This is a genomic window from Phenylobacterium sp. RIFCSPHIGHO2_01_FULL_69_31 (genome assembly GCF_001824475.1).
GTDB lineage: Bacteria > Pseudomonadota > Alphaproteobacteria > Caulobacterales > Caulobacteraceae > Phenylobacterium.
The window spans coordinates 20,098-33,836 of record NZ_MHXN01000037.1 but is presented as its reverse complement, the minus strand read 5'-3'; the positions used below and the strand labels follow the sequence as shown (position 1 = coordinate 33,836).

General features: G+C 68.2%; 11 protein-coding genes. 8 read left to right on the top strand and 3 right to left on the bottom strand.

Going from position 1 to position 13,739, the window contains the following annotated elements; all coding sequences use genetic code 11:
* Positions 1-82: 82 nt before the first annotated feature.
* Positions 83-1,330, bottom strand: a complete 1,248-nt coding sequence (locus A2790_RS19665) for a glutamate carboxypeptidase (protein WP_293395309.1) — start codon at positions 1,328-1,330, stop codon at positions 83-85.
* Between the two features lie 251 nt (positions 1,331-1,581).
* Between A2790_RS19665 and A2790_RS19660 the strand changes: the two genes are divergently transcribed.
* Positions 1,582-4,932: an endonuclease/exonuclease/phosphatase family protein gene (locus A2790_RS19660; protein ID WP_293395306.1), complete on the top strand. Its 3,351-nt coding sequence runs from the start codon at positions 1,582-1,584 to the stop codon at positions 4,930-4,932.
* Positions 4,933-5,059: 127 nt separating this feature from the next.
* Positions 5,060-5,683, top strand: coding sequence for an ATP-dependent Clp protease proteolytic subunit (locus A2790_RS19655; protein WP_293395303.1), 624 nt, complete (start codon positions 5,060-5,062; stop codon positions 5,681-5,683).
* On the opposite strand, the gene A2790_RS19650 is transcribed toward A2790_RS19655, so the two are convergent.
* Both A2790_RS19650 and A2790_RS19645 read right to left on the bottom strand, forming a co-directional pair.
* Positions 5,680-5,934, bottom strand: coding sequence for a hypothetical protein (locus tag A2790_RS19650; RefSeq protein ID WP_293395300.1), 255 nt, complete (start codon positions 5,932-5,934; stop codon positions 5,680-5,682). The genes A2790_RS19655 and A2790_RS19650 overlap by 4 nt on opposite strands.
* A complete protein-coding gene (locus A2790_RS19645; RefSeq protein ID WP_293395297.1) occupies positions 5,931-6,560 on the bottom strand; it encodes an HAD-IB family hydrolase in 630 nt (209 codons plus the stop codon). Before A2790_RS19645 ends, A2790_RS19650 begins: the two co-directional genes overlap by 4 nt.
* 221 nt (positions 6,561-6,781) lie before the next feature.
* Between A2790_RS19645 and clpX the strand changes: the two genes are divergently transcribed.
* The 6 genes from clpX to lon all read left to right on the top strand — a co-directional run bounded on the left by clpX (position 6,782) and on the right by lon (position 13,663).
* Positions 6,782-8,044, top strand: a complete 1,263-nt coding sequence (clpX, locus tag A2790_RS19640; RefSeq protein ID WP_068878079.1) for an ATP-dependent Clp protease ATP-binding subunit ClpX — start codon at positions 6,782-6,784, stop codon at positions 8,042-8,044.
* A 101-nt stretch (positions 8,045-8,145) separates the two neighbouring features.
* Positions 8,146-8,868 (top strand): SDR family oxidoreductase, encoded by a 723-nt coding sequence (locus tag A2790_RS19635; RefSeq protein WP_293395293.1) that lies wholly within the window; start codon positions 8,146-8,148, stop codon positions 8,866-8,868.
* The gene (locus A2790_RS19630; RefSeq protein WP_293395291.1) at positions 8,868-9,452 is read left to right on the top strand and encodes a 2-hydroxychromene-2-carboxylate isomerase; all 585 of its coding nucleotides are present in this window, start codon (positions 8,868-8,870) and stop codon (positions 9,450-9,452) included. The genes A2790_RS19635 and A2790_RS19630 overlap by 1 nt, the downstream gene beginning before the upstream one ends.
* A gap of 251 nt (positions 9,453-9,703) precedes the next feature.
* Positions 9,704-10,348, top strand: coding sequence for a hypothetical protein (locus A2790_RS19625; protein ID WP_293395288.1), 645 nt, complete (start codon positions 9,704-9,706; stop codon positions 10,346-10,348).
* Between the two features lie 201 nt (positions 10,349-10,549).
* Entirely contained in the window at positions 10,550-10,951 is a 402-nt protein-coding gene (locus tag A2790_RS19620; RefSeq protein WP_293395285.1) for a DUF1428 domain-containing protein, read from the top strand.
* A 315-nt stretch (positions 10,952-11,266) separates the two neighbouring features.
* Positions 11,267-13,663, top strand: coding sequence for an endopeptidase La (lon, locus tag A2790_RS19615; RefSeq protein WP_293395282.1), 2,397 nt, complete (start codon positions 11,267-11,269; stop codon positions 13,661-13,663).
* Positions 13,664-13,739: the final 76 nt, after the last annotated feature.

The window sequence follows — 13,739 nt, the reverse complement described above, 5'->3', positions numbered from 1 at the left end:
CGCTCTACGGCCGGCTTCGCCCGCCTCGGCCCGCGGTCCCCCTCCCGCCGCTTCGCGGGGGAGGTGAAGCTCCGGGCGCCGCCTACCTGATCCGCGCCGGCGGGTTGCGGCCCAGCTCCATGATCAGCTTCGTCAGGAGATAGAGCCTCGGCGTCACACTGCCCAGGTCGACGTACTCGTCCTCCGAGTGGAACTTGCCGCCCACCGGGCCCAGGCCATCCAGCGCCGGGACGCCGGCCTCGTTCGCCAGCGCCGATTCGGATGCGCCGCCGTTGCCGCCGCGGCCGAGCTTCATCCCAAGCCCCGCATAGATCGCCTCCGCGCGGTCGGCCAGGGCGTCGGTGGCGGGGTTGTTGGGCAGGGGCGGGAACGAGGCCTCGCGCCGGATCGTCACCTTGGTGTCCGGGATCGACGGCGTGCGGGCCCGGGTCTCCAGGGCGTGCGCCACCTTCTCCACGTCGGCCTTGTCGCGCACGCGGATGTTGATGGCCGCCGAGGCGTCCTCGGGGATGATGTTGTACCGGGCGCCGGCGCTCATCAGGGTGAGGTTGACCGTCAGCCCGTCGCCGCTGGTGGGGAACTGGCGGATCGCCTCCAGCTGGTGGATCAGCTCCAGGGCGGCGTTGCGGCCGTCCTGGGGCGCGATGCCGGCGTGCGCCGGGCGGCCCTTTACGTCGATGTAGAAGCTGTTCGATCCCTTGCGCCAGACCGTGACCGTGTCGGGCGGGTCGCCGGGCTCCAGGTTGAGCTCGACGTCCGCGGCGGTCAGCAGCCGGTCGATCAGTTTGCGCGTACCCGGCGAGCCCCGTTCCTCCGAGGTTTCGATCAGGAACGTGATCTGCGCGTAGTCCTTGAACCCCAGGTCCTTCAGGATCTGCAGGGCGTAGATTCCCTGCACCACGCCGCCCTTCTCGTCGCCGACCCCGGGGCCGGTGAGGCGGTCGCCGGTCATGGTGTAGGGCCGCTTGGCGGCCGTCCCGGGCTCGAAGACCGTGTCGAGGTGGCCGATCATAAGGATGCGGCCCTTGCCGGTTCCCTTCAGCCGGGCGACCAGGTTGTCAGGCAGGCCGGGAGCCTCCGCCGGGACGGCCTCGACCGTCATGCAGAGGGCTTCCAGGCGGGACCGGAGGATGGCGGCCACTTTGCGGCCGCCCTCGACGTCGCCGGTGCCGGAGTCGATGTTCACCACCTCTTCCAGCAGCTTGAGCTGCGCCGGGCGCGCCTTCTCCGCAGCCGCCCAGACCTTCGCATCCTTCGCGGCCTTGGATGCGGCGGCGGCGGGCGCCCCGACCGCGGCGGCCATCACCAGCACCATCATCGCGCGCCGCATCAAACTTCCCCCTGAACTCGCCGAACTGGTGGCGCAGATTGAGCAGACCGTCGCAGCGCTGTCACGGCCGACGGCTATGCCATCGCCGATATCCCGGGCAACGCGACCAGTCGCGCGGGCGCCGCCGCTCGAAAACCGCACAGGCTGTGGGTGAATTCGCGCGGGCGCTTGCGGACCTCCGTTAACCAAGATGGGATGGTCGGCCGGCCTCTGGGGAGGGGTCGATAAGTGTCTGTCTTTTGGGGGCTTCGATGACGACGGCTTACTTCAATCTCGCGTCCGCAAACTATTTCCAGGACTGGTCGAACGCCGGCCAGCTCACGACGAGTGACGACTGGAGCGGGGTTCCCAGCATCGTGGGCTACCGCGGCGACGGACTCACCGGCCTCACCGGCGCCAATCCCACCACGATCACCGGCACGTCCGACGTCATCGACGTGAACGTCAACCAGACGAACCCGAACACCTTCTCCACGGGTGGCGTCACCGAGTTCGCGATCGCCGATCCGACCATCGCCCTGACCGGCTCCGGCACGGCCGACGTTCCGTACTTCGTGCTTCACCTCGACGCGACGGGCCGTCAGGACCTGCACCTCAGCCTCGACGTCCGCGACATCGACGGCTCGGCGGACGACACCAACCAGCAGTTCAACATCCAGTATCGCGTCGGCGATTCGGGGACCTGGGTGAACCTGGACGGCGCCTACATCGCCGACGCCAGCGCGCCGGGCGCGACCCTGGTAACCCACCTCGACCTCACCTTGCCCGAGGCGCTGAACGGGCAGGGCCAGATCCAGCTACGGTTCATGACCACCAATGCGCCCGGCAACGACGAATGGATCGGTGTCGACAACATCAGCGTCACCAGCCAGCCGCAGACCGGATCCACGGTCGCGATTTCCGGGCAGTCGATCGTCGAAGGCGATGACGGGACGAAGGTGCTCACCTTCACCGTCACCCGCGCCGGCGCGGCGGCGGACTTCAGCATCGACTACGCCACCGGCGGCGGCACGGCGAGCGCCGGCGGCGACTATCTGGCGAACACCGGGACGCTGACGTTCACGGCCGGCGGACCGGCCAGCCAGACGGTTTCGGTGGTGATCAACGGCGACACGACGCCGGAGCCGGACGAGACGTTCAGCGTCAATCTCTCCAACCTGCAGGTGACCAGCGGCTCGGTCGTGGTCACCACGGCCACGGCGACCGGCACGATCCAGAACGACGATTTTCTCAACCTCAAGATCTATCAGATCCAGGGCGCCGGCCACCTCTCGCCCTACGCCGGCTCCCACGTGGTGACCGAAGGCATCGTCACGGCGGTGGACACCACGGGCGCCCGCGGCTTCTGGATCCAGGATCCGACAGGCGACGGCGACAATGCCACCTCCGACGCCGTCTTCGTCTACACGGGCGCCACGCCGACCGTGACCGTGGGCCAGACCGTCCGCGTCGAGGGCGACGTCAACGAGTTCGAGGGCAGCGATCCGAACAACCTGCCGATCACCGAGATCGACAGCCCGATCATCACCGTGCTGAACGGCGGCGCGCTCTCCGCGCTGCCGGCGGCCGTGGTGCTCGGCGCTGGCGGTCGCCCGGCCCCGACACAGGTCATCGACGACGACAACAATACGACGTTCGATCCGGCCACCGACGGCCTCGACTTCTACGAGACGCTGGAAGGCATGCGGGTCACGATCCCCGATGCGACGGCGGTCGCGACCAGCGACGGGAACTCCACCTGGGTCGTGGCCGACGGCGGCGTCGGCGCCACCGGCCTGAACGGACGGGGCGGCGTGACCATCGCGGCCGACGACTTCAACCCCGAGCGGGTGCAGATCTTCTACGACTCGGGTGTGGCGGGCGCCGGCGCCAAGCCCGACGCGGTGACCGGCGGCGATCTCGGCGACGTCACCGGGATCATGCACTACTTCGGCGGTAACTATGAGGTGCTGCCCACCTCGATCGGCGCCACGGGCGCGGGCAGCGCCCTGCCGCGAGAGACGACCACGCTCGACGGCGACGCCAACCACGTCACCATCGCCGCCTACAACGTCGAGAACCTCGACCCCACGGACCCACAGGCCAAGTTCGACCGGCTGGGCCAGGACATCGCCCAGAACCTCGGCGGGCCGGACATCATCGGCCTGGAAGAGATGCAGGACGCCGACGGCGCCGGCACGGGCGGCGACCTCAGCGGCCAGGCGACGGCCGACAAGCTGATCGCCGCGATCAAGGCCGCAGGCGGCCCCACCTACGTCTATGTGGAGGTGATCCCCACTGGCCCGGTGGGCGGCGAGGGCGGCGGCAACATCCGCCAGGGCTACCTCTACAACCCCGAGCGCGTGCAGTACGTGGCCGGCTCGGCCTATCTCCTCAACGACAACGACCCGGCGAACGGCGACGCCTACGCCAACAGCCGCAAGCCGCTGGTGGCCGAGTTCACGTTCAATGGCGAGACCATCACCGTCGTGGACGTCCATAACACCTCGCGCATCGGCTCGGAGGAGCTGTTCGGCGACCACCAGCCGCCGGACAACGCGGGCGAAGGCCGCCGCATCGACCAGACCGCGCCGATCAAGGACCTGGTCGAGGACATGGTGGCCGCCGACCCCTCGGCGAAGGTCGTGGTCATGGGCGATTTCAACGCCTTCCAGTTCGAGACCAGCCTGACCCAGCTCACGAGCGGCGGGGCCATGACCAACCTCAGCGACCTGCTGGCCCCGGCCGAGCGCTACACCTACGTGTTCGACGGCAACTCCCAGCAGATCGACCACCTGCTGGCGTCCAACGATCTGGCCAGCGGCGCGCAGTTCGACATCGTCCACATGAACGCCGGCCAGCCGGCCAGCTCGGGCCGGGCCACCGACCATGACGCGGTCGTGGCGCGAATGTACGTGAACGCCAAGCCCGTGGCTGTGGCCGACGTGGCGACGGTGGCCGAGAATCAGAACGTCACCATCGACGTCCTGGCCAACGACACGGACGCCAACACCGGCGACACCAAGACCCTCATCTCGGTCACGGGCGGCGCCCTGGGGGGCCAGGTCAGCATCGTGAACGGCAAGGTGGTCTATTCGGCCAACAGCGATGCGATCGACGCCCTGAAGCAGCCGCAGCAGGCGGTGGACACGATCACCTACCAGGTCCAGGACGCCCATGGCGCGGTCAGCACCGGCACGGTCAGCGTCACGGTCAAGGGCGTCGCCGACGCCCCGGTCCGCAACGGCACGGCGGGCGCCGACACGCTGAACGGCTCGCCGCTGGAGGACGTCCTGAACGGCCTGGGCGGGAACGACCGCCTCGTGAGCAATGTGGGCGCGGACACGCTGAACGGCGGCCTCGGCAACGACACCCTCACCGGCGGCGCCGGGGCCGATCGCTTCGTGTTCAGCGGGACCTTCGGGAACGACGTGGTGTCGGACTTCCAGTCCAACGACGTGGTCCAGCTGGACGCGGCGCAGTTCGCCAGCTTCGGCGCGGTCCAGGCCGCGTCGTCGCAGGTCGGCGCCGACGTCGTGATTACCCTGAACGCCGCCAATACGATCACGCTGCAGAACGTGACGCTGGCCAGCCTCAACGCGGGCGACTTCCTGTTCGTCTGACCCGGGCGAAGGGGACGGCGGCGCTCATGCCGCCGTCCTGCCGCCTTGCGCACGGGCGCGGGGCACGCGATATCGGAGACAAGCGCGGACGTTCGCCGCCCGCCACGATATCCAAGAAGGACTTCCCATGCGCGATCCCGTGACCACCGCCCTAGGCCTCGTGCCGATGGTCGTCGAGCAGACGAGCCGTGGCGAGCGCGCCTACGACATCTTCTCCCGTCTGCTGAAGGACCGGATCATCTTCCTGGCGGGCCCGGTCGAGGACGGCATGGCCAGCCTGATCTGCGCGCAGCTCCTCCATCTCGAGGCCGAGAACCCGAAGAAGGAGATCCAGATGTACATCAACTCCCCGGGCGGAGTGGTGACGTCCGGCCTCGCGATCTACGACACCATGCAATACATCAAGAGCCCGGTGATCACGCTGTGCCTGGGCATGGCCGCGTCCATGGGCTCGTTCCTGCTGATGGCCGGCGAGAAGGGCCAGCGCATCGCTCTGCCGAACAGCCGGATCATGGTTCACCAGCCGTCGGGCGGCTACTCGGGCAAGGCGCAGGACATCCGCCGCCACGCCGAGGACATCCTGAAGACCAAGCGCCGGCTGAACGAGATCTACGCCAAGCACACCGGCCAGCCGATCGAGGTGGTCGAGGAAACCCTCGACCGCGACCACTTCATGACCGCCCAGGAGGCCAAGGACTGGGGCCTGGTCGACCACGTGTGGGAAAAGCGCGACGGCGAGGACGACGCCTAGAGACGCGCCTTCGCGCTCTCGACCAGGCGGCGGCGTCCCGGCTCGTCGGTGACGTCGATCCGCTCGAAATCGGCGCCGGTCGCGTCGCGCACGTCCGCGAACAGGCCCTTCGGGTCCTCGTGGAAATGCAGGAACGCCCGGCCCTTGCGGTAGAAGACGCCGCGCGAACGCTCCACCAACTCCGGCAGGGTGCGAAGTTCGGCCAGCAGCGGCTCCAGCGCGTCCAGGGTCGTCGGCGAAGCGTGCCTCACGGCTTGCCCGCGAACACGCGGAAATACGGCTCTTCGGCGATCGCCAGCATCTCGGTGTCGCCGCTGGTGTCGCCATAGGCGGCGCGGACCCGCAGGTCCGGCCCGAACGCCGCGCGCAGCCGCTCGACCTTCTCCGGCCCCCGGCAATTCGGCGAGGCGAACGCCCCGCTCACCCGGCCGCGCTCGTCGAAATGCAGCGGCGTGCCCAGGAGATCGTCCGCGCCCAGGCCGCGGGCGAACGGGGCCACGACGATGTCCGGCGAGGCGGTGACGATCACCAGCCGCACCCGCTCCTTGCGCCAGCGCTTCCAGGCGATCACCGCGTCGGGCCGCAGGAGGCTGCGCGAGTGCAGGGCGGCGAATTCCCGGGCATCCGCCTCCAGCCGCTCCCGGCCGACGCCCGCCAGATAGACCTTCGTCGCCGCCGCCTTGATGCGGCCCCGATCGCGGTGGACCAGATAGGCGAGGGCGGCCGGGACCAGCTTCAGGCCGCCCAGGATCCACGCGCCCTTCGGCGTGCGCCACTTCAGAAAGGCCGTGTAGCTGTCCTTCACCGTCAGGGTGCCGTCGAAATCGAAGGCCACCACCGGCGGGACCGGTCCATCGGCTTCACGCTCTTGTGCCATTTCGGCGCGTTTCCCATTTGGTAAGGCGAGCCGCCCAAGGTCGGGGCTTCGCGCCACACATTGTCGCTCTGTTGAGCGAAGGCTTGTGATCCCGGCGCGGATCAGGGAATGTCAAGACTTGGACAACCCGCGGCGCGTATCCTGCAAGGCTAGGGCGCAACGCCCGGGGCGAGGCCGAACCAGTCCACCGGCCGGCCTCGTCGAGAGAGTGAGATGAGACCATGACCAAGGCTGCCAGCGGAGACTCGAAGAGCACTCTGTATTGCTCTTTCTGCGGCAAGAGCCAGCATGAAGTCCGCAAGTTGATTGCGGGCCCGACCGTGTTCATCTGTGATGAATGCGTCGAACTGTGCATGGATATCATTCGCGAAGAGCACAAGATCTCCTTCGTGAAGTCCAAGGACGGCGTGCCGACTCCCAAGGAGATCCGTGAAGTCCTCGACGATTACGTGATCGGCCAGGACCACGCCAAGAAGGTGCTCTCGGTCGCGGTCCACAACCACTACAAGCGGCTGAACCACGCGACGAAGAACAACGACGTCGAGCTGGGCAAGGCCAACATCCTGCTGATCGGGCCGACCGGCACCGGCAAGACCCTGCTGGCCCAGACCCTGGCCCGAATCATCGACGTGCCGTTCACGGTCGCCGACGCGACGACGCTCACCGAAGCCGGTTATGTGGGCGAGGACGTCGAGAACATCATCCTGAAGCTGCTCCAGGCCGCCGACTACAACGTCGAACGGGCGCAGCGCGGCATCGTCTACATCGACGAGGTCGACAAGATCAGCCGCAAGTCGGACAACCCCTCGATCACCCGCGACGTGTCGGGCGAGGGCGTCCAGCAGGCCCTGCTGAAGATCATGGAAGGCACCGTCGCCTCCGTGCCGCCGCAGGGCGGGCGCAAGCATCCCCAGCAGGAGTTCCTGCAGGTCGACACCACCAACATCCTGTTCATCTGCGGCGGCGCCTTCGCGGGCCTGGAGAAGATCATCTCCGCGCGCGGCCAGGGCACGTCGGTGGGCTTCGGGGCCAAGGTCTCGGATCCCGACGCGCGCCGCACCGGCGAGATCTTCCGCCAGGTGGAGCCGGACGACCTGCTGCGCTTCGGCCTGATCCCGGAGTTCATCGGCCGCCTGCCGGTGATCGCCACGCTCGACGACCTGGACGAGAAGGCCCTGGTGAAGATCCTCACCGAGCCCAAGAACGCCTTCGTGAAGCAGTACGTCCGCCTCTTCGAGATGGAGAACGTGGGCCTGACCTTCACCGACGATGCGCTGAACGCCGTGGCCCGCAAGGCCATCCAACGGAAGACCGGCGCGCGCGGCCTGCGCTCGATCCTGGAAGGCGTGCTGCTCGACACGATGTACGAGCTGCCCACCTACGACGGGGTCGAAGAGGTGGTGGTCAACGCCGAGGTCATCGAAGGCCGGGCGCAGCCGCTGATCATTTACGCCGAACGCCGCGACAAGGGCGGCGCGGCTTAAGCCTTTCCGGTCAAGCCATCTGAAGGGCCCCGCAGACATTCTGCGGGGCCTTTTTCATGGTCGCGCTTGCCACAATATGATGATCATCATCTAATGGTGGCATGAGCAGGTCGATCATCGTCATCGGCGCCGGCGACGCCCTCGGCGGCGCCATCGCCCGCAGGTTCGCCCGCGAGGGCCTCGAGGCGGTGATCGTCCGCCGCAACGCCGAACAGCTGCAGCCCCTGGCCGAGGCGATCCGCGCGGAGGGCGGCCGGGCCCATCCGTTCGGCGTCGACGCCCGGAACGAGGAGCAGATGGTCGCCCTGTTCGACGCGGTGGAGGCCGAGATCGCGCCCGTCGAGGCCTGCGTCTTCAACATCGGGGCGAACGTCCGCTTCCCCATCGCCGAGACCACCAGCCGGGTGTTCTTCAAGGTCTGGGAGATGGCCTGCTTCTCCGGCTTCCTCGCCGGCCGCGAGGCGGCGAAGCGGATGACGCCGCGGGGGCGGGGCACGATCATCTTCACCGGGGCGACCGCCAGCGTGCGCGGGCGTGACGGCTTCGCGGCCTTCTCGTCCGCCAAGCACGGCCTGCGGGCGCTGAGCCAGAGCATGGCGCGGGAGCTGGGGCCCAAGGGCGTCCACGTGGCCCACACCATCATCGACGGCGCCATCGACACCGCCTGGATCGCCGAGAACTTCCCCGAGCGCTACGCCCTGAAGGCGCAGGACGGCATCCTCAACCCCGACCACATCGCCGACGCCTACTGGATGCTCCACGGCCAGCCGCGCGACGCCTGGACCCACGAGCTGGATCTGCGCCCCTGGATGGAGGCCTTCTGATGGGCAGGACCGTGGAGTTCCTCTTCGACGTCGGCAGCCCGGCAAGTTACGTCGCCTTCAAGCGCCTGCCCCAGATCGCTGCGCGGACGGGGGCGAGCATCGACTATCAGCCCTTCCTGCTGGGCGGGGTGTTCAAGGCGACGGGCAACCACTCGCCCGCCGAGATCCCGGCCAAGGGCGCCTGGACCAGCGTCGACCTGGCGCGGTTCGCACAGCGCCACGGCGTGCCGTTCGCGCGAAACCCCTTCTTCCCCATCAACACCCTGCACCTCATGCGCGGGGCGGCGGGGCTGCAGGACGACCCGCGGTTCATGGCCTATGTCACCGCCGTGTTCGACGCCATGTGGCAGGACCCGAAGAACCTGGGCGATCCCGCCGAGATGGGTCCTGTCCTGGCCCGCGCCGGCGTCGGCGGCGAGGAGTTCCGCGGGCTCATCGAGGACGAGGGAACGAAGGCGCGCCTCAAAGCCACAACCGAACGCGCCGTCGCCCGCGGCGCCTTCGGCGCACCCACCTTCTTCGTCGGCGACGATATGTTCTTCGGCCAGGACCGCCTGGACTGGGTGGAGGAAGCCCTGGCCTAGAGGCTGCTTTTACCTCCCCTGCGAAGCGGTGGAGGGTGACCACGGGCCGAGGCCGGCGTAGCCGGCCGTAGAGCGCGTGGTGGAGGGGGCGAGCCCCACGCACCCCACCTCCGTCATCCCGGGCGAAGCGCTCGCCAGAGCGCGCAGACCCGGGACCCAGCCGCACCGCCGCCGACGCTCGTACGCTCGAACACCTCTCTGCCGGAAAGCTACGACCACATCTGACGCACTGTCGTGTTCCACTGCCGGGCATGGACGCTCCGTTCCCCTCCGTCGATCCCGCCGAGGCGCTGCTCGCCGAGCTGGCGGGTCTGGACATGTCGCTGGCCCGGCACGTCCACGCCTGTGCGATCTCGACCGAGGATCCGGACGAGGTGGCGAACCTGTCGCGGGCCTATCAGCGGATCTCCCGCTCGCTGCGCCAGAGCTTGGCGCTCCACGCGCGGCTCAAGGCCGACCGCGAGCGCCGCGAACGCGAGGTCCCGCCGCCGCCGCCCAAACCCCTGCCGCCCACCCCGGCGCGCGAGCCCGCCCGCATCGTCGAGCGCGGCGACGCCGTGCGCAGGGCAGCCCAGCGGGTGATCTGGTCGGAGTACGAATACGAGGAGACCGAGGACGAGGAGCGCGACGACGTCGGCTACCTCTTCGACCTCCTGGAAGAGCGCCTGCGGACCCAGGTCAGGGACAACACCTTCGGCCTCAAGGCCGAGGGCGACGCCTGGGTCGTCGAACCCCTGGACGAGCATGTCGTGCGCCTGTGCGCGAGCCTGGGCCTGCCCGAACTCGCCGCCCGCAGGTGGCGCGAACTGCCTGACGTCCGCTGGCAGTCCGACGAGGACGCCGGCGAGACGGAAGACGCGGCGGTCGGGGACCCCTCGGGCGCCGACTCGAGCTGATCTCCGTCTTGGTCGGCATCGCCCGGCGGGCCCGGGCCACGCACGATCTCCGCATCCGATCTCCTCGGCCGGCGCTGTAGGTTGGCGGCCGCAGCCGTCGGCGCTCCATGCGCTTTACCCCGCCGGCGCCTCGGTGCGCGTGATGCCTGGGCCGGAGCCCCGCGCCTCGCTAGGCTGGCCCCACGCCGCCATGGATGCGCCATGCCCTACTACGACGCCTACCTGATCCCGATCTCGCCGGCGAAGCTGGACGCCTATCGCGACGTCTCGCGGCGGATCGGGGCCGTCTATCGCGAGTATGGCGCCCTCAAGATCGTCGACATCCTGCTCGACGACCAGGGCGGCGACGGGGCCTCGTTCCACGCCGAGGAGGCCCGGGCGGCCCTGGGCGACGACCTGCGCGATTTCGCAGCGGCCGCCGGCGCCCAGGACGGCGAGACGGTGATCCTGTCGTGGACCGAGTGGCCCGACAAGCAGGCCCGGGACGAGGGCTTGGCCAAGGTGCTGGCCGACCCGCGCGTGCAGCCCGACCCCGAGGACGGCGTGATCTTCGAAGGGCGGCGGCTGGTCTCAGGGGCCTTCATGCACCTGGGAAGCCTTTAAGGGACCGCGGGCCGCCGTCACGACACTCTTGAGACGAACGGGCGGAAACCCTATCTGACCAGTCGTGTTCGGGGCATGACCATGCGCGTCGCCCGGCGTCTTCCCGCTCAAGGCTGACCTTACTGGGGCGATGGGACGCAGTGTCGCGCACGGTTGTTCCTCCGCTTGAAAGGCGTTGGAAACCGTCCACATAAAACATCGAACAGCCGCCCCCCAGCGGCGGACGGGTCGTCCGACTCAAGCGCATCGTTTGAGTGACCGCGATCCGATCGGCGAGGTCTGAGACAAAACGGGCCCGCCAGGAGTTAGAGCATCATGTCAGAGACCAAAATCCTGCCGATCCTGCCCTTGCGGGACATCGTGGTCTTCCCCCACCAGCCGGTTCCGCTGTTTGTCGGCCGGGAGAAGTCCGTGCGCGCGCTCGAAGAAGCGATGCGCGCCGAGGGCAAGCAGATCCTTCTGGCCACCCAGAAGGACAAGGACGACGACGATCCGTCGCCCAACGCCATCTACGACGTCGGCGTGGTCGCCACGATCCTCCAGCTGCTGAAGCTGCCCGACGGCACCGTGAAGGTGCTGGTCGAGGGCAAGGCGCGGGCGGGCGTGACCCGGTTCACCGGCTCGGGCGACTACTACGAAGCCGAGATCGCCATGGTCCAGGAGGACGGCGCCGGTTCGCCCGAGGCCGAGGCCCTGAGCCGCGCGGTCATCGAGCAGTTCGAGAACTACGTTAAGCTGAACAAGAAGGTGCCGCCCGAGGCGCTGGCCGCGATCCCGCAGATCGACAATCCGTCCGAGCTGGCGGACCGCATCGCGGGCCACCTCAGCGTGAAGATCGCCGAGAAGCAGCAGCTTCTGGAAGTCTTCAACGTCGTGAAGCGCCTGGAGAAGGTCTACGCCCTGATGGAGGGCGAGATCTCGGTCATGCAGACCGAGAAGAAGATCCGGAACCGCGTGAAGCGGCAGATGGAGAAGACCCAGCGCGAGTACTACCTCAACGAGCAGATGAAGGCGATCCAGCGCGAGCTGGGCGAACAGGACGATCACCGCGACGAGCTGATCGAGCTCGAGAAGAAGATCAAGAAGACCAAGCTTTCCAAGGAAGCCCGCACCAAGGCCGAGGCGGAGCTGAAGAAGCTGCGCAACATGAGCCCGATGTCGGCCGAAAGCACCGTCGTCCGGAACTACCTGGACTGGCTGCTGTCGATCCCGTGGGGCAAGGCCAAGCAGAGGCCCATCGACCTGCAGAAGGCCGAGGACATCCTGAACGAGGACCACTACGGCCTCGACAAGGTCAAGGAGCGGATCCTGGAGTACCTGGCGGTGCAGAGCCGCGTGGGCACCCTGAAGGGCCCGATCCTGTGCCTGGTCGGCCCCCCGGGCGTCGGCAAGACCTCGCTGGGCAAGTCGATCGCCAAGGCCACTAGCCGCGAATTCGTCCGGGTCTCCCTGGGCGGCGTGCGCGACGAGGCGGAGATCCGTGGTCACCGGCGGACCTACATCGGCTCGATGCCCGGCAAGGTCATCCAGTCGATGAAGAAGGCCAAGACCACCAACGCCTTCTTCCTGTTGGACGAGATCGACAAGATGGGCTCCGACTATCGGGGCGACCCGTCCTCGGCCCTGCTGGAGGTGCTGGACCCGTCGCAGAACTCCACCTTCGCCGATCACTACCTGGAGGTGGACTATGACCTGTCGCCGGTGATGTTCGTCACCACGGCCAACTCGCTCAACATGCCGCAGCCCCTGCTGGACCGCATGGAGATCATCCGCATCCCCGGCTACACCGAGGACGAGAAGGTCGAGATCGCCAAGCGGCACGTGCTGCCCAAGCTGACCAAGGACCACGGCCTGAAGCCGGAAGAGTTCGTGGTGCCGGAAGAGACCATCCGCGATCTCATCCGCTACTACACCCGCGAAGCCGGCGTCCGGAGCCTGGAGCGCGAGCTGGGCAACCTGGCGCGGAAGACGGTGCGCGACCTGGGCCGCGAGGGCCTGAAGTCGATCACCGTCGATGCGGAGCGGCTGGCCAAGTACGCGGGCGTCAAGAAGTACCGCTATGGCGAGACGGACGCGGAGGACGCGGTCGGCATCATCACGGGCCTCGCCTACACCGACTTCGGCGGCGACATCCTGACCATCGAGGCGGTCAAGATGCCGGGCAAGGGCCGCATGTCCATCACGGGCAACCTGAAGGACGTGATGAAGGAGTCGATCGCGGCGGCGAACAGCTATGTCCGCAGCCGGGCCACGAAGTTCGGCATCGAGCCGCCGTCCTTCGAGCGGACCGACGTCCACATCCACGTGCCGGACGGCGCCACGCCCAAGGACGGACCGTCCGCCGGCGCGGCCATGGCCACCGCCATCGTCTCCGTCCTGACGGGCATCCCGATCCGGGCCGACATCGCCATGACCGGCGAAGTCACGCTACGGGGCCGGGTGACCGCCATCGGCGGCCTGAAGGAGAAGCTGCTCGCGGCCATGCGCTCCGGCGTCAAGACCGTGCTGATCCCGCAGGAGAACGAGAAGGACCTGGCCGACATCCCGGAGAACGTGAAGTCGGCGGTGGAGATCATCCCGGTCACCACCATGGACGAGGTCCTGGCCAAGGCCCTGGTCCGTCAGCCGGTGGCGATCGAGTGGACCGAGCCCACGCCGGTGGCGGTGGCGGTCGACGGCGATGACGCCGGCGACCAGGTCGGCCTCCACTAGTTAGAAACAGCGGTATCGCGGCCGGTCCCGGCCGGCCCGCGATCAAATTCTGTGACAAGCGCGGCGCGGGAAGGGA

Bases quoted from the DNA above. Each gene is read 5' to 3' on its own strand.
- A2790_RS19665 (WP_293395309.1), bottom strand. From the start codon at position 1,330: ATGCGGCGCGCGATGATGGTGCTGGTGATGGCCGCCGCGGTCGGGGCG.
- A2790_RS19660 (WP_293395306.1), top strand. From the start codon at position 1,582: ATGACGACGGCTTACTTCAATCTCGCGTCCGCAAACTATTTCCAGGAC.
- A2790_RS19655 (WP_293395303.1), top strand. From the start codon at position 5,060: ATGCGCGATCCCGTGACCACCGCCCTAGGCCTCGTGCCGATGGTCGTC.
- A2790_RS19645 (WP_293395297.1), bottom strand. From the start codon at position 6,560: ATGGCACAAGAGCGTGAAGCCGATGGACCGGTCCCGCCGGTGGTGGCC.
- clpX (WP_068878079.1), top strand. From the start codon at position 6,782: ATGACCAAGGCTGCCAGCGGAGACTCGAAGAGCACTCTGTATTGCTCT.
- A2790_RS19635 (WP_293395293.1), top strand. From the start codon at position 8,146: ATGAGCAGGTCGATCATCGTCATCGGCGCCGGCGACGCCCTCGGCGGC.
- A2790_RS19630 (WP_293395291.1), top strand. From the start codon at position 8,868: ATGGGCAGGACCGTGGAGTTCCTCTTCGACGTCGGCAGCCCGGCAAGT.
- A2790_RS19625 (WP_293395288.1), top strand. From the start codon at position 9,704: ATGGACGCTCCGTTCCCCTCCGTCGATCCCGCCGAGGCGCTGCTCGCC.
- A2790_RS19620 (WP_293395285.1), top strand. From the start codon at position 10,550: ATGCCCTACTACGACGCCTACCTGATCCCGATCTCGCCGGCGAAGCTG.
- lon (WP_293395282.1), top strand. From the start codon at position 11,267: ATGTCAGAGACCAAAATCCTGCCGATCCTGCCCTTGCGGGACATCGTG.